Source organism: Streptomyces sp. NPDC002088 (genome assembly GCF_040296605.1).
Lineage (GTDB): Bacteria > Actinomycetota > Actinomycetes > Streptomycetales > Streptomycetaceae > Streptomyces.
Map to the genome: position 1 here is coordinate 160672 of NZ_JBEOXO010000005.1, position 24926 is coordinate 185597.

Sequence of the window (24926 nt, forward strand, 5' to 3'; positions counted from 1 at the left end):
CGGGCCACCAGACGTCGCCGGGCGGTTCTCCCGTGGGGGGTGGAGCCGCCCGGCGACTTTTCCGCCTCACCTTTCGTTTCTTCTCGCCTCACCACTCGATTCTTCTCTCGCATCGCTGTTCGATTCTTCGCCCGACACGCCGTCCGACGCGACAAGACCGCGCCGGATTTTCCTGATGCCCCGTTTTCATACGGCCCGTGCGGTGGACAATCAGGGGCATGAACCAGCAGGGGGGAAGGCCCATCGGTCAGGAGGACGACTGGTGGGGGCAGCTGTACGACGACTTCACCGAGGACACGGGACCCGCGGCCGCGGCCGACTCGCTGGACGACCGGTTCGCCTCGGCGGCGGGGACGCTCGAGGCCGGGAGAGCGGCGCCGGAAGACGCGGTTGCCGGCGGCGGGCCGCCACGGCAGCGCGCGCCCTGGGAACCCCCGTCCACCACACCCGAGGGCCCCGCGGCCTTCCCGCCCGGACCGATGCCGCCGGGGTTCGAGCAGCGCACACCCCGGGAGCGTACGAGCTCCACGACCGGTCCCGCCGTGACCGGCGGTCGCACCTCCATGGAGGTCCCCGCCCCGGAGGCCGGCACCGCCGCCACCGCCGCCACTTCCGTCACCGCGGAAGGCGGCCCGCCCGGACCCACCTCCTCCCCGGCCGTCCCGCCCCGGGCCGTGCGCACGACGGAAGGCGCCGCCGCACCGGGCATCCGCACCGCCACCCGCCTCGACCTTCCCGCCGTCGACTACGTCGGCTCCGGCCCGCCCACCTACGACGCCGAGCCCACCGCACTGCCGACCGCCGACCCCGACGACCTCGACGACCTGGTCGCCGACACCGTGCTCGACGGGGCCCGCTACGGGGCCTGCACCCTGCGCGCGGTGTCCGCGCGCGGGGACTCGGCACGGTTCCGGGGCGAGCCGCGCCGCGACTCCCTGCTCACCGCACGCTTCGGTCACGGCGAGACGGCACTGGTGCTGGTGGCGATGGCGACCGGCGCCCGCGCCACGGCCGGGGCGCACCGGGCGGCCGCCGAGGCCTGCCACTGGATCGGCCGGGCCGTAGGCCGCAGCCACGCCCGGCTCGCGCAGGACATCCGGGCCGGCCGGCGAGGTGACCTCAAGTCCGGCCTGCACCGCCTCACCGACCGCAGCCTCGGCAAGCTCCGTGCCAGCGCCGCCGAACAGGGCATCGATCCCGACGAGTACGCGGCCGGCCTGCGCTGCCTGCTGCTTCCCGCCGACCCCGAATGCCGTACGCGTGTCTTCTTCGGCGTCGGCGCGGGTGGCCTGTTCCGGCTGCGGGACGGCGAGTGGCAGGACATCGAGCCGCGGGTCACCGAGATCACGGGGGAGCCGGTGGTCGGCTTCGGCTCGCTGCCCAGCGAGACCCCCGAGGGCGACCGGCTCACCATGGACCTGGGTATCCCGACCCCTCCGAGCCCGTACGAACCCGCCCCGGAACCGCCCCGCGAACCCTTCCGCTTCCGCGCCTCGATAGCCCGACCGGGTGACACGCTGCTGGTGTGCACCGGCGGCCTCGCCGAGCCGCTGCGCGGCGAGCCCGAACTGTGCGGGTATCTGGGCGGGCGGTGGTCGGGCCCGGTGGCGCCCGGCCTCGCCGCGTTCCTCGCCGACACCCTGGTCCGGGTCAAGGGGTACGCGGACGACCGTACGGCGGCCGCTGTTTGGGAGGCGTAACGGCACTCGCTGTGAATTCATGGAACCCAAAGGGATCCCCGGAGACCGAAGGGGCACACAGCGTCATGGCCAAGCAGAACGTAGCCGAGCAGTTCGTCGACATCCTCGTCCGCGCCGGAGTCAAGCGCCTCTACGGCGTGGTCGGCGACAGCCTGAACCCGGTCGTGGACGCCGTACGCCGTAACTCCGCCATCGACTGGATCCACGTCCGGCACGAGGAGACGGCGGCCTTCGCGGCCGGCGCCGAAGCCCAGATCACGGGGAAGCTGGCGGCCTGCGCGGGCTCCTGCGGGCCCGGCAACCTGCACCTCATCAACGGCCTGTACGACGCCCACCGCTCCATGGCCCCGGTCCTGGCCCTCGCCTCGCACATCCCCTCCAGCGAGATCGGCCTCGGCTACTTCCAGGAGACCCACCCCGACCAACTGTTCCGCGAGTGCAGCCACTACAGCGAACTGATCTCCAACCCGAAACAGATGCCCCGGCTGCTGCAGACCGCCATCCAGAACGCGATCGGCCGCGGCGGGGTAAGCGTCGTCTCCCTCCCCGGCGACATCGCCGACCAGCCCGCCCCGGAGAAGGCCGTCGAGACCGCCCTCGTCACCGCCCGCCCCTCCGTCCGGCCCGGCGACACCGAGATCGACCGGCTGGTCGAGATGATCGACGAGGCCGAGAAGATCACCCTGTTCTGCGGCAGCGGCACGGCGGGCGCGCACGCCGAGGTCATGGAGTTCGCCGGGAAGGTCAAGTCGCCGGTGGGGCACGCACTGCGCGGGAAGGAATGGATCCAGTACGACAACCCGTACGACGTCGGCATGAGCGGACTGCTCGGCTACGGCTCCGCCTACGAGGCCACACACGAGTGCGACCTGCTGATCCTGCTCGGCACCGACTTCCCGTACAACGCCTTCCTGCCCGACGACGTGAAGATCGTCCAGGTCGACGTCCGGCCCGAAAACCTCGGCCGGCGCTCGAAGCTGGATCTCGCGGTGTGGGGCGACGTGAAGGAGACGCTGCGCTGTCTCATCCCGCGGGTGCTGCCCAAGGACAACCGGCGGTTCCTCGACAAGATGCTCAAGAAGCACGCGGACGCGTTGGAGGGGGTCGTCAAGGCGTACACGCGGAAGGTGGAGAAGCATGTGCCGATCCATCCCGAGTACGTCGCGTCGGTACTCGACGAGCTGGCGGACGAGGACGCGGTCTTCACTGTCGACACCGGCATGTGCAACGTCTGGGCCGCCCGCTACATCTCGCCCAACGGCCGTCGCCGCGTCATCGGTTCCTTCTCCCACGGCTCGATGGCGAACGCGCTGCCGATGGCGATCGGCGCGCAGTTCACCGACCGTGGCCGGCAGGTCGTGTCGATGTCCGGGGACGGCGGATTCTCCATGCTGATGGGCGACTTCCTGACCCTGGTGCAGCACGACCTCCCGGTGAAGGTCGTCCTGTTCAACAACTCCTCCCTCAGCATGGTGGAGTTGGAGATGCTGGTCGCGGGCCTGCCCTCGTACGGCACCGCCAACAAGAACCCCGACTTCGCCGCCGTCGCCCGCGCCTGTGGCGCCCACGGTGTGCGCGTCGAGAAGCCCAAGCAGCTCGCCGGCGCCCTGAAGGACGCCTTCCAGCACAAGGGCCCGGCCCTCGTCGACGTCGTCACCGATCCCAACGCCCTGTCCATCCCGCCGAAGATCAGCGCCGACATGGTGACCGGCTTCGCGCTGTCCGCGTCGAAGATCGTGCTGGACGGCGGAGTCGGCCGGATGCTCCAACTGGCCCGCTCCAACCTGCGCAACGTGCCGCGGCCTTAGACCGACCGGCAAATGGGGGGCGGCGTCGCGGGGCTGGGCACGCACTCCCCCACTGCCTTGAGGGCGTGGGAGGTGCCCCCAGCGGCGTTGTCGTCAGTCAACAACTCCCCCATAGCCTTAAAGGCATGGGGGGACCCCCATCGCGTTGCCTCCCTCCTCCGCCTTGCAGCTGCACGCACCCAGCCCCGCTCCTTCTCCCACCCCCCATTTGCCGGTCGGTCTTAGCAGCCGACTCACGCCCGCCGCAGTCTCAGGGTGCGGATCTCGAACGGCCGCAGGACCGTGGGGCCGGAGGTCACCGACGTCTCGGGTCGCGGCCGTTCGAGGAGATCCGTCACCTCTGTCCGGGACACCGGGAAGTCCGCCGTCAGCTCGAACCGGGCCCGCCCGCCCCGGGACTCGTAGAGCCGTACCACCACGTCTCCACTGCGGTCGTCCGCGAGCTTGACCGACTCGATCGTCACGGCCGGGTCGTCCACGCGCACCAGCGGCGCGAGGAGCGGTGCCTCGGTCACCCGCAGTGGCAGGTTGAGCGCCAGCCCCTCCGCGACCGCGTCCCCGACGCCCGCCCCCGGCAGCAGCGCGTACGTGAAGCGGTGCGTCCCGAGGTCGGTCTCGGGGTCGGGGCTGTGCGGGGCACGCAGCAGGGTCAGGCGTACGGTCGTGCCGAGGCCGCCCTCGTACGGGGTGCGGGTCACGTCATGGCCGTACGTCGAGTCGTTGAGGACCGCAACGCCGTAGCCCTCCTCCGCGACCCGCAGCCAGCGGTGGGCGCAGATCTCGAAACGAGCCGTGTCCCAGGACGTGTTGGCGTGGGTGGGCCGGTGGATGTGGCCGAACTGGATCTCGGCGGCGGAGCGTTCGGCGTGCACATCGACCGGGAAGGCGGCCTTGAGGACCTTCTCGGACTCCTGCCAGTCGACGTCCGTGACGATGTCGAGGCGGCGGCTCGCTGCCGTCAGCCGGATCTCCTGGGTGATCCGGGACCTGCCGAACGTCCGGGTGACCCGCACCGTCGCCCGCAGCGGCCCGTCCGCCACCAGCTCCACCGACTCGGCGTCCGTCAGGTCCGTGTGCCGGCGCCGGTAGTGCCGGTCGATGTCCCAGGCATCCCAGGCGTTGGGGTGGTCGGGGTGCAGTTGGAGGAGGTTGCCCCGGCCGCACAGGACTTCACGGTCGGCGTTCAGGTCCCGCACGGACTCGATCAGACCGTCGGCGTCGATCCGTACCCGCGTCCAGGCGTTCTCCAGCACGATGGTGCCGCCCGTGCGTTCGGCCCGGACGGCCTCGGAGGCTGTCGCCGTGATCGCCGCGGTTCCCAGCCCCGGCACCGTCACCACGCCGTCCCCGACCACCTCGGTCCGCTCGTACGGCGATGAGTTGAGCACCGCCCGCTCGCCCGGCCCCAGCGCCCGCACCGCCTCCGCCGTGATCTCCGCCAGCTCCACCAGTACGCGCGCGTACGTCTCCCGTGCCTCCCGGTGCACCCACGCGATCGACGAGCCCGGCAGGATGTCGTGGAACTGGTGCAGCAGCACCGTCTTCCACAGCCGGTCCAGGGCGTCGTAGGGGTAGGCGTACGACGGATTGCGCACCGCCGCCGTCGTGCACCACAACTCTGCCTCGCGCAGGGCGTGTTCGCAGCGTCGGTTGCCCTGCTTGGTCTTGGCCTGCGTGGTGTAGGTGGCCCGGTGCAGTTCGAGGTACAGCTCGCCCGACCACACCGGCGCGTGCGGACCGTACTCCTCCTCGGCGGCCGCGAAGAAGGCGGAGGGCTTTTCGATCTCCACCCGTGGTGAGCCCTCCAGCGAACGCAGGCGCCGCGCCTTCTCCAGCATCTCCCTCGTGGGACCGCCTCCGCCGTCGCCCCAGCCGAAGGGGACCAAGGAGCGGGTGGCGCGGCCCTTGTCGGCGAAGTTGCGTTCCGCGTGGGCGAGTTCGCGGCCGTGCAGCTGCGAGTTGTAGGTGTCGACCGGCGGGAAGTGGGTGAAGACGCGTGTGCCGTCGATGCCCTCCCACCAGAAGGTGTGGTGGGGCATGCGGTTGGACTGGTTCCAGCTGAGTTTCTGAGTGAGGAACCAGCGGATTCCGGCCAACTTCGCGAGCTGCGGGAAGGCAGCGGTGTAGCCGAAGGAGTCGGGCAGCCAGATCTCCTCGGTCTCCACGTCCAGCTCCTCGGCGAAGAAGCGCCTGCCGTGGGTGATCTGGCGGGCCAGCGCCTCACCGCCGGGCATGTTGGCGTCCGACTCCACCCACATCGAGCCGACCGGCGCCCAGTTGCCGTCCCGCACCGCCTTCCTGATGCGCTCCCAGATGTGCGGCTGGTGCTCCTTCACCCACGCGTACTGCTGGGCCTGCGAACAGGAGAAGACCAGCTCGGGGTAGTCGGCGGCGAGCGCGGTGACGTTGGCGAAGGTGCGGGAGGCCTTGCGGACGGTCTCGCGCAGGGGCCACAGCCACGCCGAGTCGATGTGGGCGTGCCCGGTCGCCGAGACGCGGTGCGCGCTCGCCGAGGCCGGGCGGGACAGGACGTCCGTGAGGGCCGCGCGGGCCGCGGGTGCGGTGCCCGGCACGTCGTGCAGGTCGAGCGTGTCGAGCATGTCCTCCAGGGCGCGCAGGATCTCGTGGCGCCGCGGGCGGTCCGCGGCCAGCTCGTACATCAGCTCCGACAGCACCTCGATGTCGAGGACCAACTGCCACACGTGCTCCTCGAGTACGGCCAGTTCGGCAGAGCGGAATCGGTAGACGGGCCGATCCCCCGCGGTCAGGACGTCTCCCAGGTGCGTCGGCTCGAAGCCGTGCAGTACCGCCGGGTTGGCCGCCGCTTCCAGGAGCAGATGGACCGGCTCGCCTCCCCCCGCGGGGTGGCCGACGGTCAGGTGACGGTTGCGCGGGTGAATTCCCTTCAGCGGCACGCCGGCGGCGTCGTACAGCAGCCCCTCCGCCTGGAAACCGGGCCCGTCGCCGGTGAACCCGGGGTCGATCACCGCCTCCACCCGGCGGCCCGCCCACTCCTCGGGCACCCGCCCCTCCAACCGGAACCAGCTCGTCGACCAGGGCTTTCCCCACTCCGTGCCGGTCGTGAAGGGCTCGTAGGCCGCCTGCAGGGCTTGGTCCACCGGCACCGGCTCACCCGGCACGTGCCACACGGACAGGACCAGCGGCACCTTGGCCCCGTACTGCGCGGGCCGCACGAACTGTCGCAGAGCGCGCTCCAGGCGCGCCTCCACCAGGGTTCGGTCGTCGTGCACGGCGCTCTCCTCGGCGGCTCGGACGGCACTGTCAGATGTCCTGTACCCGCCCGGGCGGCTCTGCGGACACGTGTCCTGGCATCCGTCCGAGGCGCCGTGCGCGTGGCCGAACACCTGGTCGTTGAGGATTCGACATGACTGCCGCCGTGCCTGTGGGGCATGGATCCCCGTGAACGTGTTCGAGCTGGAGGGGAACCGACATCGGCGCGCGGGCGGGGGGTCATGAAGAGGCAGGCACGGGGGAGCGGTCCCATGGCGATCGGCGTCACCTCGGCGAGCACGAGGACAGCGGACGAAGAGGCCGACGGCGCCGGGGAGCGGGCGCAGCCGCCGCAGCTGCGGCGCAGACTGGGGCGGGCGGACCTGCGGGCGGTGCCCGAGGCACGCCGGGCGCTGCGCGAACTGCTACGGCACTGGGGGAAGCCGGGTCGGTCGGAGATAGCGGAGCTGCTCACCAGCGAGCTCGTCACCAACGCACTCGTGCACACCGACCGCGAGGCAATGCTGACCGCCACCGTCGGGCCCGACGGGCTCCGGGTGGAGGTACGGGACTTCGTCACCCGCCGGCCCCGGCTGCGGGTACCGGACACCGACGACGGTACGCACGGCAGGGGTCTGGTCCTGGTGCAGTCCCTCGCGGACGCGTGGGGTGTGCAGCCGCACGGGGTCGGGAAGGCGGTGTGGTTCGAGCTCGACGCGGAGGCCGCATGACGAACCGCATGACGAACGCTCATGACGAACGCTCATGACGAACGGGAGGGGGTGCGGCTCGCCGGAGCCGCACCCCCTCCCGTGATGCCCGGTCCCGGGCTGTCGGCTCAGCCGAACTGCTGCTCGAGGTCCTTGAGCTTGCGCTCCAGGGAGTCGAGGCGCGGCAGGGCCATGGTGTCGTCCTCGGTGGTCAGGTCGACGGTGATCGGGTCAGAACTGGTCCGTACGGGCTGAAGGGACGGACGTGAGGGCACGGGCGGCAGGGGCTCCGGCGAGGATATGGCAGGCTCCGCGGCGGCTCGCTCGGAGCCACGCTCGAGGGCCTGTGCCTCCATCTGGCGGCCGCCGCCGCGGCCCACGAAACCGCGGTGGCCCCGGCTGATCGCCTTGAGCTGCGCCCGCTCGACCCGCTCCTTGTCGCGGCGCCGCAGTCGGGCCGCTTCCTTCTGACGCTTGTCCTCGCGTACCTCGTCGACCGCCTCGTCCAGGCTGCGCACGCCTTCCAGGAGCATCAGCGACCAGGCGCTGTACGTCTCGCGCGGGGCCCGCAGCCAGCGGACGATGCGGATCTGCGGCAGCGGGCGCGGCACCAGACCCTGCTCGCGCAGCGCGGCCCGGCGGGTCTGCTTCAGCGCGCGGTCGAACAGGACCGCCGCGGAGAGGGACATGCCGGAGAAGAACTGCGGCGCGCCGTCGTGGCCGATGCCCCGGGGCGCGTGAACCCAGTTGAACCAGGCAGCGGCACCCGCGAACGTCCACACGAGTATCCGGGAGCCGAGGGCCGCGTCGCCGTGGCTGGCCTCGCGCACCGCGAGTACGGAGCAGAACATCGCCGCACCGTCCAGGCCGAACGGCACCAGGTATTCCCAGCCGCCGGAGAGGCCGAGGTTCTGCTCACCGAAGCCGACCAGGCCGTGGAAGGAGAGCGCGGCGGCCACGGCCGCACAGCAGAACAGCAGTACATAGGAGGCTGTGCCGTATATGGCCTCCTTGCGCCTGCGGCGCTCTTCGCTGCGCTCCCACGAGTCGTCCGCGCTCGCGTCCTTCCCCGAGGAGCGCTTTCCGCGCGCCAGCACCGCAACCGCCGCCAGCATGCCCAGGAGTAGTACGGCGCCGGGAAGCAGCCAGTTCAGCGATATGTCGGTCAATCTCATCTGGGGTCCCTTGCATTGGGATAGGGCGTAACGCCCGCCATAGTGGCCCAATTCCACCGGCCCTCAGGGGGTTTCGGGGCAAGAGGCCGCCAAGGAGGTGCAAGGGGATGCCCAGGGCGGCGTTCTGCTCGAACTGCCGCGTGAGGGGCGGGAGTTGAGTTCGAATAAGACTACCTGTACGGGTGGTTCCACGGAAAGTTCCTGCGGCAAGTGAGGAAGTTGTGAAGTGCCTGTAACCGTACGGGGGTCGCGTTCGTGGGTGATCTTACGGGACGCGTGGACGCGTCCCGTCCTGAGGGGGCGTTAACTCGCTGCGACGGCCGTCAGCTTGGTGACCCGGTCGGCGTCGCAGGTGCGCGGGCAGGTGGCGCAGGTGTCCTCCGGGCGCACCGTGTAGAACATGCAGCAGCTCGCCCGGTCCCGGGTGGGCAGCGGCTCGCCGTCCGGCCCGGTCAGCTCACGGAAGGCGGCCGAGCCGACGTACGGCTTGGTCGCGCCCGGCAGCAGCAGCTCCAGCTCGCGCATGGCGCGCCGCTCCTCGCCGAGCAGGTGGGCGACGTACCAGAGCCCCTCGACGACCTCGTCGGTCACCATGCCCCACAGGGCGCGCCCGCGCCGCCGCATGCGCGGTCCGAACCCGGCGAGTACCGGCTCCATGTGCTCGGCGACCGCCGCGCGTACCTCCGCGCGCAGCGCCTCCTCGCCGGCGACCACCCGGGCGCCGGGCAGCGCCGCCGCGGGATCGTCCGGCAGGCAGGCGAAGGAGGCGGCGCGGACGGCCATGCGGCCGGCGGTGCGGTCGTACGAGACGTGTGTCACGGGGATACGGGGCACCCGGCGGTGCAGGAACCAGGGCACGGTGATCAGCAGGCAGGCGGGCCAGGCGTACCGGTGCAGTCCGAAGCTCGCGACGACGTCCGGGCGTGCCTTCTGTCCGTAGTCCCGCACCACCTGCGCGTCGTCCCAGGCCAGGAAGGCCTCGAGCCCGGCGCCGTCGTCCGTGAGCGAAGCGGCGCCGACCCAGCCGTCGCCCTCGGGGGCGGCTTCCCCGGCGCCGAGCTCCGTGACGGCCAGCCCCGGGTAGACCTCGGTGAGGCGGGCGTACGCGTCCGTGACGGCCGATGTGAGCAAGGGCATACGGGGACCACCGAATCACGGTCGATTGAGGGCGACTGAAGGTAAGCCTTACCTTAGCCCGCATACGTCGGGATTTGAACGGGGGACTTCTGCGCCTAAGGTGCTTGACGGACGAGTAGCAACCCGCCGTAATGACCCCAAGTACCGACAAGCCCGGAGGAGGGCCTGTGAAGCCGAGCGCGCAGGGCTCCGCCGGGATGGGCATCCCCGAGACGCGTCCGGGAGAGGCCCGGGTGCCGGCGCGGCCGCAGGCCGCGGAACGGGGCCGGGACCGCGAGCGCGAGGTGCCGTCGACCGGCGCCGCCCGCGGCGAGCACACCCACTGCGAGCAGCCGATCCCGCACCCGCGTCCCGCCGTCCAGCGGTCCTCGGTGCGCGGGCAGATCCTCGACGCTTTGCGCACCGCGCTGGTGACCGGGGAGCTCAGGCCGGGCGAGGTGTACTCGGCGCCCGTGCTGGGCGAGCGCTTCGGGGTCTCCGCGACGCCCGTGCGGGAGGCCATGCAGCAGCTCGCGCTGGAGGGGGCCGTCGAGGTCGTCCCCAACCGCGGGTTCCGCGTGATCGAGCGCGACGCGCGCGAGCTGGCCGAGCTCGCCGAGGTCAGGGGCCTGATCGAGGTCCCGGTGATGTTGCGCCTCGCCCGCGCCGTGCCGGCCGACCGCTGGGCCGAGCTGCGTCCGCTCGCCGAGGCGACGGTACGCGCCGCGTCCACGGGCTGCCGCGCCACGTACGCCGAGTCCGACCGCAGCTTCCATCGCGCGGTGCTGGCCCTCGCGGGGAACGAACAGCTGGTCCGTATCGCCGACGACCTGCATCGCCGCGCGCAGTGGCCTCTGGTCGGGGGTGCGGTGCGGCAGCAGCGCGCGGAGCTGGTGGCCGACGCGGCGGAGCACATGGCCCTGCTGGAGGCGCTGACCGCGCGGGACCTGGATGTGGTGCGGTCCCTGGTGCGGGAGCACTTCGCCGGGGCGTCCTGAGCCGCGCACGTGCCGTGGGCTGCCGTGCGGGGTGGGTCGCGCAGCCCGGCGCTGCCGGGTTGCCGCCCGCGCCCACCCGTGCCGCCCCGGCGGCACGACTGCCCGCGGTCTGACGGGTCGGCTGAGGGGGCATCGGCTGTGCCGGTCTGTGTCGGCGCGGGTGGTGCGGCTGTCTGTGGTGTGACGGGTCGGCTGAGGGGTCGTCGGCTGTGCCCGTCTGTGTCGGCCCGGGTGGCGCGCGGCTGCCCGTGGCCCGGCGGAGCCGTTATGCCGTCGCGGCCGGTGGCGTCGGTGCCAGTTGTCGGGCCAGCCATGTCGGTACGCCTCCGAGGAGTCGGTACAGGCGTCGGGCCTCCTCGCGCAGGCGTGCTGCCTCCGGCTCTGTCTCCGCGTCCGCCAGGGACGCCAGGGCGGGTGCCGTGCCGACCAGGTAGCCCAACTCCTCCCGGATCCGGAGGGATTCGGCGAAGCCGTGCCGGGCCTCTGCCAGTTCGCCGTCCCGGAGGGCGAGGCCCGCGAGATGGCGCCAGGTGAAGGACAGGAGCAGTGCGTCCGAGTGCGCTGCGGCGCCCGCGTGGGCCCGGCGGTAGGCGGCGCGTGCCGCCTGCGGGGAACGCGACAGGTTCTCGGCGAGCAGCCCCCGACGGAAGTCCAGCAGGGCCCGCCCCGCCACCCCCGGAGGGATCAGCGCCGCCGCCCGCCCCAGCGCGGCCCGCGCCTCGTCCGCCCGGTCGCGCACGCCGTGCAGCGTCGCCGCGTAGGCGAGTTGCCCGCGTTCGCAGGCTGCCGCGCCGCGCTCCTCGTCACCGGCCGCCAGCGCCTCGGCCGTACGCAGCGCGTCCTCGGCGTCCTGCCAGCCCTGCTCGGTGTACAGACACCGTTCGACCAGCAACGCGGCCCGCTGCAGCGCGGCGGCCGGGGTCTCCGGCCGGAGCAGGGCCGCCGCGTCGGCCCAGCAGGCGCGTGAGCGCAACCGCCATACCGCGGTCTGGAGGGGATCGTCACCAGCGGTCGTTCCGTTACCAGACATGGCGGTATGCGCCACGTTGCCCTCCCCGAGCACGCCATCGAGCTTTGAGTGGTGGCGGCATTCCAGCACCAATCCTGGCGCCTGGCCAAGGGGGTGGGTGAAGGATTTCACAAAGTCGTGGGACGGGGAGAGCGCTTGATCCCCTTCCGTCCCACGCCGCCGTGACCTCAGCTCATGCGCAACGCCAGGAAGAAGTCCAGCTTGTCCTCGAGCCGCGACAGGTCACGGCTCGTCAACTGCTCGATCCTCCCCACCCGGTACCGCAACGTGTTGACGTGCAGGTGCAGCCGGGACGCGCACCGGGTCCAGGAGCCGTCGCAGTCGAGGAACGCCTCCAGGGTGGGGATCAGCTCGGCGCGGTGGCGGCGGTCGTAGTCGCGCAACGGGTCCAGCAGACGGGCGGTGAAGGCCCGGCGGACGTCGTCCGGCACGAAGGGCAGCAGGAGCACGTGCGAGGCCAGTTCCTGGTGGCCCGCCGCGCAGACCCGGCCGGGGCGCGCCGCCGCCACCCGCCGGGCGTGCCGTGCCTCCTCCAGCGCCCCGCGCAGTCCCTCCGCCGAGTGCACGGCCGCGCTGACGCCGAGCGTGAGCCGCCCGTCGTCGTCGAGGCCGGCCGACAGCGGGTCCCGTACGGACTCCAGGAGTACGTCGGCGAGGACCCCGGCCTCGGAGCCGTCGTGCTCGCTCGACACGGCCGGCAGCGGTACGAGCGCGATGGCCTCGTCGCCCGTGTGGGCGACGGCGATGCGGTCGGAGGGCTCGGGACCGGTGGCGAGCGGGTCGACCAGGATCTCCTCCAGGAGCGACTGGGCGACCGGGCCGCCCTCGATGCCGGCGCCCTCCCACTCGACCCGGGCCACGACCACCTGCCAGAGCGGGGCCGCCCCGAGGCCCGGCAGCAGCACCGGCGCCGCGACCCGCAACCGCGCCGCGATCTCGGCGGGCGCCGCGCCCGTCTGCACCAGTTCGAGCACCTCCTGCGCCAGACGCCGCCGGACCGTGCGCGCCGCGTCCCGCCGGTCCCGCTCGACCGCGATCAGCTGGGTGACGCCCTGGAGCAGGTCGAGCCGCTCCGCGGGCCAGTCCCCGGCGTCCGCCTCCACCGCCAGCAGCCAGTCGGACAGCACGGTCTCGCGCACGTCCCGGGAGCCCCGCGGGGAACGGCTGCTGCTGCGGATCGGGAAGAGCGAGTACGTGGCGGTGCCGAGCGTCACCCGGTGCGGCCTGTGCCGGCCCGTGCGGGTGGCGGTCAGGTGTTCCGCGGCCAGCCTGGCGCACACCTCGGCAGACAGTGCGGGGCCCGTCTTCGGGCCCGCGATGAGCCGGCCGGCCGGGGAGAGGACCCAGGCCCGCAGGTCCAGGTCCGAGCCGAGCAGATCGAGGACCACGTCCGGGCCGCCGCCCGCCGGGCCCGAGGTCATCATCCGGCGGTGCCGGTCGACCACGGCCGCGAGGTCCCCGGCGCGCTCACCGGACACCTGCCGGACGACGTGCTCGGTGATCGTCGCGAACGCCACCGACTCGTGCACCGCGAACAGCGGCAGCCGGTGCCGGGCGCAGGCCACGACCAGGTCCTCGGGCACGTACCCGAACTCGGCCGTACCGGCGGCGACACCCGCCACCCCGGCCACCGCCAGGGTCCGTACGAACGGCTCGGAGTCCTCGGCGTCCCGGCGCCACGCCAGTCCTGTCAGCACCAGCTCACCGCCCGCCAGATAGCGGCTGGGGTCCTTGAGGTCGGTGGTCATCACACCGCGTACGGTGCGGTCGAGCTCGTCCTCGCCGCCCAGCAGCCGCAGGCCCAGCGCATCGGTCTCCAGCAGTGCGCGCAGCCGCATTCTCGTCGCCGCCGTTCTTTGTCTCGAAATCTACGATGAATCTTGAAGGGTCTTGTGGTGAGGGGACCCGGCGAGAGGGTTCTCGGCGCGGGAGCACGTCGGCCCGGAGGGACCGGGCCGAGTCTCACGTTTCCACAGGAAAACCAAGAGGTTACTGATGCCCTCCGTTCATACGAATCTACAAGATGCCCGTGCTGGCCAGCCAACTCCTTCATGGTTTCGGTGACTGACCCCGTCGGAGTACCGCGCGGTGTACTGAGCCCACTCCGCGTAAACAGCACATGAACGAGCCGGCCCCGCCGCACACGATCTGGCTCGATCCGTACGACCCACGAGACGAAGAAGAAGAGAGCCGGTCATGGACTTCCTTCGCCCCGCCAGCTGGGAGGAGGCGCTCGCCGCTAAGGCCGAGCACCCCACAGCTGTGCCGATTGCGGGTGGCACCGATGTGATGGTCGAGATCAACTTCGACCACCGCCGGCCCGAGTACCTGCTCGACCTGAACCGCATCGGCGACCTCTACGAGTGGGAGGTCGGCGAGGAGAGCGTGCGGCTGGGAGCCTCCGTCCCGTACTCGAAGATCATGGAGAGTCTGCGCGCCGAGCTGCCGGGTCTGGCCCTCGCCTCGCACACGGTCGCCTCTCCGCAGATCCGCAACCGCGGCGGCGTCGGCGGCAACCTCGGCACCGCCTCCCCGGCCGGCGACGCCCACCCCGCCCTGCTGGCGGCCGGCGCCGAGGTCGAGGTCGAGTCGGTGCGCGGCTCGCGCCTGATCCCGATCGACGCCTTCTACACCGGTGTGAAGCGCAACGCGCTCGCCGCCGACGAGCTGATCCGCGCGGTGCACATCAAGAAGGCCGACGGCCCGCAGCAGTACTCCAAGGTCGGCACCCGCAACGCGATGGTGATCGCGGTGTGCGCCTTCGGCCTGGCCCTGCACCCGCAGACCCGCACGGTCCGCACCGGCATCGGCTCCGCCGCGCCCACCCCTGTCCGGGCGAAGGCCGCGGAGGAGTTCCTGAACGCGGCGCTCGAAGAGGGCGGCTTCTGGGACAACGGAAAGATCATCACCCCGTCGGTCGCCAAGCAGTTCGCGGACCTGTGCTCCGGCGCCTGCAACCCGATCGACGACGTCCGGGGCACCGCGAGCTACCGCCGCCACGCGGTCGGAGTCATGGCCCGCCGCACCCTGACCTGGACCTGGGAGTCGTATCGCGGCACCGCCGCCCGCACGGAGGGAGTCGCGTGATGCGCGTCAATTTCACGGTCAACGGCCGTCCGCAGGAAGCCGACGACGTCTGGGAGGGCGAGTCCCTGCTCTACGTGCTGCGCGAGCGCCTGGGCCTCCCCGGTTCCAAGAACGCCTGCGAGCAGGGCGAGTGCGGCTCCTGCACGGTCCGTCTGGACGGCGTGCCGGTGTGTTCCTGCCTGGTGGCGGCGGGCCAGGTGGAGGGCCGTGAGGTCGTCACGGTCGAGGGGCTGGCGGAGTACGCCAAGCAGCGGTCCTGCGGTACGGCCGCGTGCGGCACGACGCTCGACGAGGCTCAGCGGTGGCAGGCGAAGGGCACCGACTCCCACACCGGCGAAGGCACCGAACTCTCCCCGGTCCAGCAGGCGTTCATCGACGCCGGCGCCGTCCAGTGCGGCTTCTGCACGCCGGGCCTCCTCGTCGCCGCCGACGAGATGCTGGAGCACAACCCGAACCCGACCGACGCGGACATCCGCGAGGCCCTGTCGGGCAACCTGTGCCGCTGCACCGGCTACGAGAAGATCATGGACGCGGTCCGCCTGGCGGCCGCCCGGCAGGGAGAGGCGGTCTGACGATGCCGACCAACGGCGCACCCACGAAGATCACCCAGGGTTCCCGGACCAAGGGCGGCATCGGCGAGTCCACGCTCCGCCCGGACGGCACCCTCAAGGTCACCGGCGAGTTCGCGTACTCGTCCGACATGTGGCACGAGGACATGCTCTGGGGCCAGATCCTGCGCTCCCCGGTCGCGCACGCCGAGATCGTCTCGATCGACACGAGCGAGGCCCTCGCGCAGCCCGGCGTCTATGCCGTCATGACCTACGACGACCTGCCGACCGACGTGAAGAACTACGGCCTGGAGATCCAGGACACCCCGGTCCTCGCGCACGGCAAGGTACGCCACCACGGCGAGCCGGTCGCCATCGTCGCCGCCGACCACCCGGAGACCGCGCGCCGCGCCGCCGCCAAGATCAAGGTCGAATACCGCGAGCTGCCGGTCATCACCGACGAGGCCTCCGCGACCGCACCGGACGCCATCCTCGTCCACGAGGGCCGCACCGACCACCACATCGGCCACGTCCCGCACCCGAACATCGTCCACCGCCAGCCGATCATCCGCGGCGACGCCGCCGAGGCCGCCGAGCGGGCCGACGTGATCGTCAAGGGCGAGTACTACTTCGGCATGCAGGACCAGGCCTTCCTCGGCCCCGAGTCCGGTCTCGCCGTGCCCGAGGAGGACGGCGGCGTCCACCTCTACATCGCCACCCAGTGGCTCCACTCCGACCTGCGCCAGATCGCGCCCGTGCTCGGCCTGCCCGAGGACAAGGTCCGCATGACGCTGGCCGGCGTCGGCGGCGCGTTCGGCGGCCGCGAGGACCTGTCGATGCAGATCCACGCCTGCTTGCTGGCGCTGCGCACCGGCAAGCCCGTCAAGATCGTCTACAACCGCTTCGAGTCCTTCTTCGGCCACGTCCACCGCCACCCGGCCCGGCTCTACTACGAGCACGGGGCGACCAAGGACGGCAAGCTGACCCACGTCAAGTGCCGCATCCTCCTGGACGGCGGCGCGTACGCCTCCGCGTCCCCCGCGGTCGTCGGCAACGCCTCCTCGCTCGGTATCGGCCCGTACGTCGTCGACGACGTCGAGGTCGAGGCCATCGCCCTCTACACCAACAACCCGCCCTGCGGCGCCATGCGCGGCTTCGGCGCGGTCCAGGCGTGCTTCGCCTACGAGGCGCAGATGGACAAGGTGGCCGCGCAACTCGGCCTGGATCCGGTGAAGTTCCGGCAGCTCAACGCCATGGAGCAGGGCACGCTCCTGCCGACCGGCCAGCCGGTCGACTCCCCGGCGCCGGTCGCCGAACTCCTGCGCCGCGTCAAGGCGATGCCGCTGCCGCCGGAGCGCCAGTGGGAGAGCAGCGAGGGCGCGGACGTACGACAGCTGCCCGGCGGTCTGTCCAACACCACGCACGGAGAAGGCGTCGTACGCGGCATCGGCTACGCGGTCGGCATCAAGAACGTCGGCTTCTCCGAGGGCTTCGACGACTACTCGACGGCGAAGGTCCGCATGGAGGTCGTCGGCGGCGAACCCGTCGCCACCGTGCACACCGCGATGGCGGAGGTCGGCCAGGGCGGTGTCACCGTCCACGCCCAGATCGCCCGCACCGAGCTGGGCGTCGCCCAGGTGACGATCAACCCGGCGGACACGCAGGTGGGCTCGGCGGGTTCGACCTCCGCGTCCCGCCAGACGTATGTCACCGGCGGCGCCGTGAAGAACGCCTGCGAGATCGTCCGCGAGAAGGTCCTGGAGATCGGCCGCCGCAAGTTCGGTACGTACCACCCCGCCTGGGCCACGGCCGAACTGCTCCTGGAGGGCGGCAAGGTCGTCACCGACGGCGGCGAGGTCCTCGCCGACCTGGTGGACGTCCTCGGCGACGAGGCCGTCGAGGTCGAGGAGGAGTGGCGGCACCGGCCGACCGAGGCCTTCGACCTGCGCACCGGTCAGGGCAACGGCCACGTGCAGTACAGCTTCGCCGCGCACCGCGCCGTCGTCGAGGTCGACACCGAGCTCGGCCTGGTCAAGGTCATCGAACTGGCCTGCGCCCAGGACGTCGGCAAGGCGCTCAACCCGCTGTCCGTCATCGGCCAGATCCAGGGCGGTACGACCCAGGGGCTCGGCGTGGCGGTCATGGAGGAGATCATCGTCGACCCGAAGACGGCGAAGGTCAGGAACCCCTCCTTCACGGACTACCTGATCCCCACCATCCTCGACACGCCGACCATCCCGGTCGACGTGCTCGAACTCGCCGACGACCACGCCCCGTACGGGCTGCGCGGCATCGGCGAGGCCCCGACCCTGTCGTCCACCCCGGCGGTCCTCGCGGCCATCCGGAACGCGACGGGTCTGGAGCTCAACCGGACGCCGGTACGCCCGGAGCACCTGACCGGAACCGCGTAAGGCCGCTCAGGGCCACGCGAGTCCGACGTCCGCAGCACACCAAGTTCGTCTCGGGCCGTCCCCCGGGTCGTGCACCTTCCCAAAACCCGCGTCCGCCAGGGCGGATGCGCGGGTGCCCCTATGAACCTTGGGAGACGGCACCATGACCCAGCAGTCAGTGGAGCCCAGGACCACCGCCGAAGACGCGGGTGCGGGAACCCGCGTCCCGGCCGGCAGGTCCTGGCTCGACCGGTACTTTCACATATCCCGGCGGGGATCCACGGTCGCGCGCGAAGTGCGCGGCGGCGTCACCACCTTCATGGCGATGGCGTACATCCTCCTGCTCAACCCGCTCATCCTGTCCGGCAAGGACGCGGCGGGGAACACCCTCGGCCAGCAGGCCCTGATCACCGCGACCGCGTTCGCGGCGGCGGTCACCACGCTGCTGATGGGCTTCTTCGGCAAGGTGCCCCTCGCCCTCGCCGCCGGACTCTCCGTCTCCGGCGTCCTGTCCTCACAGGTCGCCCCGCAGATGACCTGGCCGCAGGCCATGGGCATGTGCGTGATGTACGGCGTGGTCATCATGCTCCTGGTCGTCACCGGCCTACGCGAGATGATCATGAACGCGATTCCACTGGCACTCAAGCACGCGATCACCATGGGCATCGGCCTGTTCGTCGCCCTGATCGGCTTCTACAAGGCCGGCTTCGTGCACCAGGGCAAGGCGACCCCGGTCACCCTCGGCCCGACCGGTGAACTCGCCGGCTGGCCCGTCCTGCTCTTCGCCCTGACCCTCCTGGCGATCTTCATGCTCCAGGCCCGGGGGGTCCCCGGCGCGATCCTGATCGGCATCGTCGGCGGCACGGTTCTCGCGGTGGTGCTCAACGCGGTGGGGGCCATCGACCCCGGGCAATGGGCAAGCGGGGCACCACAGTTGCATGGCAGCGCGGTCTCCATGCCGGACTTCTCGCTCTTCGGCGAGGTCGAGTTCGGCGGCTGGGGCGACGTCGGCGCGATGACGGTCGGCATGATCGTCTTCACGCTCGTGCTGGCCGGCTTCTTCGACGCCATGGCGACGATCATCGGCGTCGGCACCGAGGCCAGGCTCGCCGACGAGCAGGGCCGGATGCCGGGCCTGTCCAAGGCGCTGTTCATCGACGGCGCGGGCGGCGCGATCGGCGGTGTCGCCGGCGCGTCGGGCCAGACCGTGTTCGTCGAGTCGGCGACGGGCGTCGGCGAGGGAGCCCGTACGGGCCTGTCGTCCGTGGTCACCGGACTCTTCTTCGCCGCCTGTCTGTTCTTCACCCCCCTCACGGCGATCGTGCCCGGCGAGGTCGCGGCCGCGGCCCTGGTGGTCATCGGCGCCATGATGATGATGAACGCCCGCCATGTGGACTGGGCCGACCGCGCCACCGCGATCCCGGTCTTCCTGACCGTCGTGATCATGCCGTTCACGTACTCCATCACGGCGGGCGTGGCGGCCGGAGTCCTCTCGTACGTCGCCATCAGGATCGCCCAGGGCAAGGCCCGGGAGATCGGGTCGTTCATGTGGGGCCTGACGGCGATCTTCCTCGTCTACTACGCCCTGAACCCCATCGAAAGCTGGCTGGGCGTGCACTAGCCGGCTGGTGACAAGCGCCTTTCACGCAACCGCTGTTAAGGAGACCGAGACATGCTGGACATCGCCGAAGAGCTGCACCGGTGGGTCGAGCAGGGCCGCGACTTCGCCGTCGCCACCGTGGTGGCCGTCGGCGGCAGCGCGCCCCGCCAGCCCGGCGCCGCCCTCGCGGTGGACGCCGACGGCACGGCGATCGGCTCGGTCTCCGGCGGGTGTGTGGAGGGCGCGGTGTACGACCTGTGCCAACAGGCGCTGCAGGAAGGGGAAGTGGTCCTGGAGCGCTTCGGCTACAGCGACGAGGACGCCTTCGCCGTCGGTCTGACCTGCGGCGGCATCATCGACATCCTCGTCACACCGGTACGGGTCGGCGACCCCGTCCGACCGGTGGTCGCGTCCGCGCTGTCCGCCGCCGCGACCGGGGAGGCGGCGGCGGTGGCGCGGATCGTACGGGGCCCGGCGGAACTGGCGGGGCGCGCCCTGCTCGTCCGCCCGGACGGCTCGTACGAGGGCGGCTTCGGCGCGCACCCGGAACTGGACCGCACGGTCGCGGCCGAGGCGACGGCCTTCCTGGACGCCGGCCGCACGGGCACCCTGGAGATCGGAGAGCAGGGCTCACGCTGCGGAGCACCGCTCACGGTCCTGGTCGAGTCGTCGGTCCCGCCGCCCCGGATGATCGTCTTCGGTGCGATCGACTTCGCGTCGGCGCTGGTCAGGATCGGCAAGTTCCTCAACTACCACGTGACGGTGTGCGACGCCCGCCCGGTGTTCGCGACCCGAACCCGCTTCCCCGAGGCCGACGAGATCGTCGTCGAGTGGCCGCACAAGTACCTGGAGCGCACGGACGTCGACGCCCGCACCGTCCTGTGCGTCCTGACCCACGACGCCAAGTTCGACGTACCCCTGCTCCGGCTCGCGCTGCGACTGCCGGTGGCGTACGTCGGCGCGATGGGCTCCCGCCGCACCCACCTGGACCGCAACCAGCGGTTGCGGGAGGTCGGGGTGACGGAGCTGGAGTTGGCGCGGCTCAGGTCACCCATCGGCCTCGACCTGGGCGCCCGTACGCCCGAGGAGACCGCCCTGTCGATCGCGGCGGAGATCGTCGCCAACCGCCGTGGCGGCAGCGGGGTTTCCCTGACCGGCGCGCACACGCCGATCCATCACGACGTGACGTCGGTGCCGGCGGGCCGGATCGGGTCGGTCGCCTGAACCGCGCTCCGACGCACCGCCGGCTGGTCCGGCCAGGCGAACGCGTAGCCCGGGTCGTCGCCCTGGCTCACCCGCACATAGCGCAGCAGTTCGCGTGCGATGCCCGCGTTGCCCATCGCCCACCCGGTCTGCGGTTCGAGGTCGCTCGGCGTGGCCCGGTGCTCGACGTTCGACCAGCGTGCGCCGTCGGCGTCCCGGGTCGCCCGCGCGGCGAGGTCCGCGACCAGGAGACGGGCGAAGTGCGGGGCGTCCCCCTGCTCGGCCATCCGGTCGCAGGCCAGCGCCAGGACGCCCGAAGTGCCGCAGCAGCGGCCGTTGTTGTCCCAGAAGCCGGGGCGCAGCCGGCGCGGCAGACCGGAGTGGGTCACGGTGTGCCAGCAGCGGTCGGCGAGGTCCGACCAGACAGGTTCGGCGAGGGCGTCCCTGAGCAGCCGGAAGACCTGGGCGTCGCCGGCCGGGCCATGGCACCAGCCGTAACTGTGCCGCTCGATCAGGTCGGGGAGGTACTGCGGGTCGGAGTGGGGGACGAGGAAGCCCGCCGGTCCGGCCTCGTCGCGGGCCACCACGTCCGCGACACCGGCCCGCGCCAGCTCCACCAGGTCCGGGCGGCCGGTGTCCGTTCCGACGGAGGCCAGGGCGTACGCGATGCCGAGGGTGCCGTGCGAAATGTGGTGCAGCCGCTCCACCACGCCGCGGCGGAACTCCCAGGTGACGCCCGCCGGAGTCGCCTCGGCCGTGCGCGCGTAGGGCTCCAGGGCGAGTACGGCCAGGTCGGGGTCGCCTGCCGCCAGCGCGCCGAGGCCGATACCCGCGTTGCCGCCCATCAGCTCGAACAGGTCGCCCCAGCGGCTCCCGTCGAACCGGGACCGCACGCGCTCCAGGGCCCGGTCCGCCGCGGCGCCGGCCGCGCTGTCGCCCAGTTCGCGGTGGACGGTCCGCAGCACCAGCGCCATGCCGGTGAGGCCGAAGTACAGCGAGTCGTCCGGGTAGTCGTCGACGGCGGCGGCGAGACCGCGCGCCGCGCGCAGGGCGATGTCGGCGTACGCGTCGTTGTCGAAGTGCCGCCCTGCCTCCAGAAGCACCGGGACGACCCCGGCCGTCCCGTTGTAGAGCATCGGGTCGGTGTCGGCGTCCGAGGGCCTGACGGGCCAGGCGAGCCCGCCGTCCCCGGTGTCCCGCGCGGCGCCGAGCAGCCAGCGGAGGGCGTCCGCGGCCAGGGCCTCTACTTCCTCGACCGTCACATTCGCCGAAGTCATGTTCCCCGCCGTCATGTTCTCCGCCGTCATCTTCCCCGCGGCTACGTTCCCGCCTCCACGTCCCCACCCTGACATGCGGCGGGGCGTCCGACCAGAGGGTTCAGGGGCGCATCACGAAGCAGCGCACCCCGCCCGGCTCCAGGTCGTACCAGGTGCCGGGCGAGCGGTGTCACGGCCGGCGGAGCAGGCGGTTCACCGCCCGCCCGAAGACCGAGCGCGCCGCCACGCGCAGGAGCGGGTCGAAGAGGGACGGCAGCAGGCGCACCCGCAGCTCCTCCCGCCAGATCACCCGGGCCCGTCCTCCGGGCCCCGGCCGCACCTCGATCTCGGCCCAGCCCAGGACGACCCGGCCCCGCTTCTCCAGGCGGCACAGGCCCGGTTCGTCCTCGTACGGTGGCTGCCAGACGGTGACCTCCATCCGGTCGTCGAAGGAGAGCGGGCCGATCCCCGAACGCGCCACGATCAGCGTGCCCTCGTGGGTCGGCGGGGGTGTGACCACGGTGACTCGGGTCAGGGGGACCACGTCGCCATGCCGGGGCCATTCCGTGAGCCGGCGCCATGCCTCGTCGAGGGGGAGCGGTACCGTGCGTTCGAGTTGGAAGTTGACCACGGGACGATCGTAAGCAAGTGGTCCGGGTCACCTACGCGTTCGCCCCCGAGTCACCCCATTCGCCGAGTGGGGTGTCGCCAAGGAGACGTACAGGGAAACACCGGGTGTGCCGCGACGAGGTCGACGGCTCATGGCCGGTACACCTTGCCGGGTTCCGCCTTCCCCGGCGCCAGCAGCTGCGGCACCGTCACGAACACGTACCCCCGCTCCTTCAGCGCGTCGATGATCCCGGGTACCGCGGGCACGGTCCCCGGGTAGATGTCGTGCAGCAGGATGATCCCGTCCCGGGACGACTGGGCGAGGACGCGCTTCTGGATCAGGGCGGAGTCGTTCGTCGTGTAGTCCTTGGCGGTCACGCTCCACAGGACCTCCGACATGCCGAGCTCGCGGCAGATGGCGTGCACGGTGTCGTTCGTACGGCCCTGGGGCGGGCGCATGAGCGTCGGCCGGTGTCCGGTGAGGCGCTCTATCTCCTTGTTGGGCCGCTCGAGTTCCTCGCGTATCTCCTCCGGCTCGATCCGGGTGAGGATCTTGTGGTCCCAGGTGTGGCTGGCCACCTCGTGGCCCTCGGCCGCCATGCGCTTGACGAGCTCTGGGTACTTCTCGATGTGGTTCTTGCCCAACAGGAAGAAGGTCGCCGGGACCTGTTTCTCCTTCAGGATGTCCAGCAGGCGGGCGGAGTTCTCGCTCGGCCCGGCGTCGAAGGTGAGCGCGATGCACTTCGCCTCACTGCAGTCGACGGTCCCGAAACGGGCCTGGGCGGTGGGGTGGGCGCGGGCGGAGCTCGGTGCCGTGGTCTCGAGCCGGGTGCACCCGGTCAGAGCCAGTGCCAGGGAAGCGGCCGCCACCGACATGGTGACGGCACGCAACCCGGCCCCCGTTTTCTTCATCTTCTTGGTCCGAGAAGGCATGTTGGGACTATACACAGCGAGTATATACGCGGTGTATAGTCCTGTCCGCGTTCCGCGCGCGCGTCACTACTGGGCGTAGAAGGTCGCGTCCCCCTTGTCCGTGGTCGTGCTCGGGGTCTGGACGTACAGCAGGTAGTCGTAGTGGCGGACGTACCGGCCCGGGTAGTTGTACGACTCGTACGCGATCCCGGCGGAGTCGGCGAGTCCCGCCCGCTGGTAGAAGGTCGCGTCCGAGGCGAACTGGGACGTGCCGTCGTTCTTCTCCAGCCACACCTCGAAGTTCTTGTGCCGCAGGTAGTAGCCGGGGTTGTTGGCCGACTCCAGCGAGACGGTGCCCGAGCCGGCGAGGCCGGTGACCACGCGGAACTGGGAGTCGGCGAGGGTGGTGACGTTCGCGTCGATCCGCGCCCGGTAGTCGTAGTGGCGGATGAAACGGTCCGGGTAGTTGTACGAGGAGAAGCGCTGCGGGGTGACCCCGTCGGCGACCGGGATGCCGAAGTTCGGGGTGCCGTCGGCGTTCCAGTACAGCTTCTGCACGCGGGTACGGCGGTTGGGGTCGTTCAGCGGGTCGCCGCTGATGTCCTTGTAGCTGCGGTCGTGGTAGACGAGGACGTCGGACTTGCCGTCCTCGGAGACGGTGAAGGAGTTGTGGCCCGGACCGTACTGAGAGGTCGCGTCGTTGCTCTTGAAGACCGGCTGCGAACTCTTGGTCCAGGACGCCGGGTCGGTCAGGTCGGCGGTGGCGGACGCGGTCAGCAGGCCCAGGCAGTAGTTGGCGTCGGTGGCGCTCGCCGAGTACGACATGAAGACCTTGCCGCCGTGCTGGATGACCGCCGGTCCTTCGTTGACCTTGTAGCCGACGGTCTCCCAGGACAGTGTGGGCTGGGAGATCTCCGCCGGAGTCCCTTGAATCGTCCAGGGGTTGGCCATCTTGGCGATGAAGAGGCTGGTGTTGTTGTCCTCGGCCGGGTTGCGCTGGGCCCAGGCGAGGTAGCGGACGCCGTTCACGACGAAGGTCGTGGAGTCGAGCGAGAAGCTCTGCCACGCCGTCGTGATCTGGCCCTTCTCCGACCAGGTCGCGGTGAGCGGGTTGGCGCCGGTGCCCTCCAGGACGTACATGCGGATGGCCCACACGTCGCTGGTGGAGCCGGCCGCGAAGTACACGTACCACTTGCCGTCGATGTAGTGGATCTCCGGCGCCCAGATGTGGGCGCCCATCAGACCGCTGGCGTGCTTGGTCCAGATCGTGGTCTCGGCGGCCGTCGACAGGCCCTGGAGGGTGGTGGCCCGGCGCAGCACGATGCGGTCGTACTCGGGCACGGTCGCCGTGAAGTAGTAGTAGCCGTCGGTGTGCTTGTAGATCTGCGGGTCGGCGCGCTTCTCGGCTACGGGGTTGGTGTAGGTCACGGCGGGGGAGTCGGGCACGGCGGCGTGCGCGGCGGTGCCCGGGCCGGTGAGGGCGGCGGTGAGGGCCACCAGCACCGCCAGCAGCAGGCGTACGGCGTTGCGTCTCAAGGGGGTTCTCTCCGGAT

18 protein-coding genes are annotated in these 24926 nt (G+C 71.4%); 9 read left to right on the plus strand and 9 right to left on the minus strand.

From position 1 onward, the window contains the following. The first annotated feature begins 218 nt into the window (after positions 1–218). Entirely contained in the window at positions 219–1700 is a 1482-nt protein-coding gene (locus tag ABT114_RS13070) for a protein phosphatase 2C domain-containing protein (protein WP_351141746.1), read from the plus strand. A 65-nt stretch (positions 1701–1765) separates the two neighbouring features. Then, positions 1766–3508, plus strand: a complete 1743-nt coding sequence (locus ABT114_RS13075) for a pyruvate dehydrogenase (protein WP_351141748.1) — start codon at positions 1766–1768, stop codon at positions 3506–3508. Positions 3509–3741: 233 nt separating this feature from the next. Here ABT114_RS13075 and ABT114_RS13080 read toward each other — a convergent pair whose 3' ends face one another. Further along, positions 3742–6759: an alpha-mannosidase gene (locus ABT114_RS13080; RefSeq protein WP_351141749.1), complete on the minus strand. Its 3018-nt coding sequence runs from the start codon at positions 6757–6759 to the stop codon at positions 3742–3744. Positions 6760–7011: 252 nt separating this feature from the next. Between ABT114_RS13080 and ABT114_RS13085 the strand changes: the two genes are divergently transcribed. Beyond that, positions 7012–7470: an ATP-binding protein gene (locus tag ABT114_RS13085; RefSeq protein WP_351141751.1), complete on the plus strand. Its 459-nt coding sequence runs from the start codon at positions 7012–7014 to the stop codon at positions 7468–7470. 107 nt (positions 7471–7577) lie between these two features. Here ABT114_RS13085 and ABT114_RS13090 read toward each other — a convergent pair whose 3' ends face one another. Both ABT114_RS13090 and ABT114_RS13095 read right to left on the minus strand, forming a co-directional pair. Continuing rightward, a complete protein-coding gene (locus ABT114_RS13090) occupies positions 7578–8624 on the minus strand; it encodes a DUF2637 domain-containing protein (RefSeq protein WP_351141753.1) in 1047 nt (348 codons plus the stop codon). 303 nt (positions 8625–8927) lie between these two features. Beyond that, positions 8928–9761 carry a (2Fe-2S)-binding protein gene (locus ABT114_RS13095; protein WP_351141754.1) on the minus strand — a complete coding sequence of 278 codons (834 nt, stop codon included), beginning with the start codon at positions 9759–9761 and terminating at the stop codon, positions 8928–8930. A gap of 167 nt (positions 9762–9928) precedes the next feature. Between ABT114_RS13095 and ABT114_RS13100 the strand changes: the two genes are divergently transcribed. Further along, entirely contained in the window at positions 9929–10738 is an 810-nt protein-coding gene (locus ABT114_RS13100) for a GntR family transcriptional regulator (RefSeq protein ID WP_351141756.1), read from the plus strand. Between the two features lie 265 nt (positions 10739–11003). Here the strand turns inward: ABT114_RS13100 and ABT114_RS13105 are convergent, their stop codons facing one another. Both ABT114_RS13105 and ABT114_RS13110 read right to left on the minus strand, forming a co-directional pair. Next, positions 11004–11783 carry a hypothetical protein gene (locus ABT114_RS13105; protein ID WP_351141758.1) on the minus strand — a complete coding sequence of 260 codons (780 nt, stop codon included), beginning with the start codon at positions 11781–11783 and terminating at the stop codon, positions 11004–11006. A gap of 152 nt (positions 11784–11935) precedes the next feature. After that, the gene (locus ABT114_RS13110; protein ID WP_351141760.1) at positions 11936–13606 is read right to left on the minus strand and encodes a PucR family transcriptional regulator; all 1671 of its coding nucleotides are present in this window, start codon (positions 13604–13606) and stop codon (positions 11936–11938) included. 358 nt (positions 13607–13964) lie between these two features. Between ABT114_RS13110 and ABT114_RS13115 the strand changes: the two genes are divergently transcribed. The 5 genes from ABT114_RS13115 to ABT114_RS13135 all read left to right on the plus strand — a co-directional run bounded on the left by ABT114_RS13115 (position 13965) and on the right by ABT114_RS13135 (position 20617). Then, positions 13965–14855, plus strand: coding sequence for an FAD binding domain-containing protein (locus ABT114_RS13115; RefSeq protein ID WP_351141762.1), 891 nt, complete (start codon positions 13965–13967; stop codon positions 14853–14855). Then, positions 14855–15427 carry a (2Fe-2S)-binding protein gene (locus tag ABT114_RS13120; RefSeq protein WP_351141764.1) on the plus strand — a complete coding sequence of 191 codons (573 nt, stop codon included), beginning with the start codon at positions 14855–14857 and terminating at the stop codon, positions 15425–15427. Before ABT114_RS13115 ends, ABT114_RS13120 begins: the two co-directional genes overlap by 1 nt. Before the next feature lie 2 nt (positions 15428–15429). Beyond that, the gene (locus tag ABT114_RS13125) at positions 15430–17814 is read left to right on the plus strand and encodes a xanthine dehydrogenase family protein molybdopterin-binding subunit (protein ID WP_351141766.1); all 2385 of its coding nucleotides are present in this window, start codon (positions 15430–15432) and stop codon (positions 17812–17814) included. 142 nt (positions 17815–17956) lie between these two features. Beyond that, the gene (locus ABT114_RS13130) at positions 17957–19414 is read left to right on the plus strand and encodes an NCS2 family permease (RefSeq protein ID WP_351141768.1); all 1458 of its coding nucleotides are present in this window, start codon (positions 17957–17959) and stop codon (positions 19412–19414) included. Between the two features lie 51 nt (positions 19415–19465). Next, the gene (locus ABT114_RS13135) at positions 19466–20617 is read left to right on the plus strand and encodes an XdhC family protein (protein ID WP_351141770.1); all 1152 of its coding nucleotides are present in this window, start codon (positions 19466–19468) and stop codon (positions 20615–20617) included. Here ABT114_RS13135 and ABT114_RS13140 read toward each other — a convergent pair. From ABT114_RS13140 to ABT114_RS13155, 4 genes are all read right to left on the minus strand, one after another. Continuing rightward, positions 20569–21873 (minus strand): lanthionine synthetase LanC family protein, encoded by a 1305-nt coding sequence (locus ABT114_RS13140; protein ID WP_351141772.1) that lies wholly within the window; start codon positions 21871–21873, stop codon positions 20569–20571. The genes ABT114_RS13135 and ABT114_RS13140 overlap by 49 nt on opposite strands. Positions 21874–22042: 169 nt before the next feature. After that, on the minus strand, positions 22043–22483 hold the full coding sequence (locus ABT114_RS13145) for an SRPBCC family protein (protein WP_351141774.1): 441 nt from the start codon (positions 22481–22483) through the stop codon (positions 22043–22045). Positions 22484–22611: 128 nt separating this feature from the next. Next, positions 22612–23373 (minus strand): polysaccharide deacetylase family protein, encoded by a 762-nt coding sequence (locus ABT114_RS13150; RefSeq protein WP_502988323.1) that lies wholly within the window; start codon positions 23371–23373, stop codon positions 22612–22614. Between the two features lie 87 nt (positions 23374–23460). Then, positions 23461–24909, minus strand: coding sequence for a family 43 glycosylhydrolase (locus ABT114_RS13155; protein WP_351141776.1), 1449 nt, complete (start codon positions 24907–24909; stop codon positions 23461–23463). Between the last annotated feature and the right edge of the window lie 17 nt (positions 24910–24926).

Bases quoted from the DNA above. Each gene is read 5' to 3' on its own strand.
- ABT114_RS13070 (WP_351141746.1), top strand. From the start codon at position 219: ATGAACCAGCAGGGGGGAAGGCCCATCGGTCAGGAGGACGACTGGTGG.
- ABT114_RS13075 (WP_351141748.1), top strand. From the start codon at position 1,766: ATGGCCAAGCAGAACGTAGCCGAGCAGTTCGTCGACATCCTCGTCCGC.
- ABT114_RS13085 (WP_351141751.1), top strand. From the start codon at position 7,012: ATGGCGATCGGCGTCACCTCGGCGAGCACGAGGACAGCGGACGAAGAG.
- ABT114_RS13090 (WP_351141753.1), bottom strand. From the start codon at position 8,624: ATGAGATTGACCGACATATCGCTGAACTGGCTGCTTCCCGGCGCCGTA.
- ABT114_RS13095 (WP_351141754.1), bottom strand. From the start codon at position 9,761: ATGCCCTTGCTCACATCGGCCGTCACGGACGCGTACGCCCGCCTCACC.
- ABT114_RS13110 (WP_351141760.1), bottom strand. From the start codon at position 13,606: ATGCGGCTGCGCGCACTGCTGGAGACCGATGCGCTGGGCCTGCGGCTG.
- ABT114_RS13115 (WP_351141762.1), top strand. From the start codon at position 13,965: ATGGACTTCCTTCGCCCCGCCAGCTGGGAGGAGGCGCTCGCCGCTAAG.
- ABT114_RS13120 (WP_351141764.1), top strand. From the start codon at position 14,855: ATGCGCGTCAATTTCACGGTCAACGGCCGTCCGCAGGAAGCCGACGAC.
- ABT114_RS13125 (WP_351141766.1), top strand. From the start codon at position 15,430: ATGCCGACCAACGGCGCACCCACGAAGATCACCCAGGGTTCCCGGACC.
- ABT114_RS13130 (WP_351141768.1), top strand. From the start codon at position 17,957: ATGACCCAGCAGTCAGTGGAGCCCAGGACCACCGCCGAAGACGCGGGT.
- ABT114_RS13135 (WP_351141770.1), top strand. From the start codon at position 19,466: ATGCTGGACATCGCCGAAGAGCTGCACCGGTGGGTCGAGCAGGGCCGC.
- ABT114_RS13140 (WP_351141772.1), bottom strand. From the start codon at position 21,873: ATGACTTCGGCGAATGTGACGGTCGAGGAAGTAGAGGCCCTGGCCGCG.
- ABT114_RS13150 (WP_502988323.1), bottom strand. From the start codon at position 23,373: ATGAAGAAAACGGGGGCCGGGTTGCGTGCCGTCACCATGTCGGTGGCG.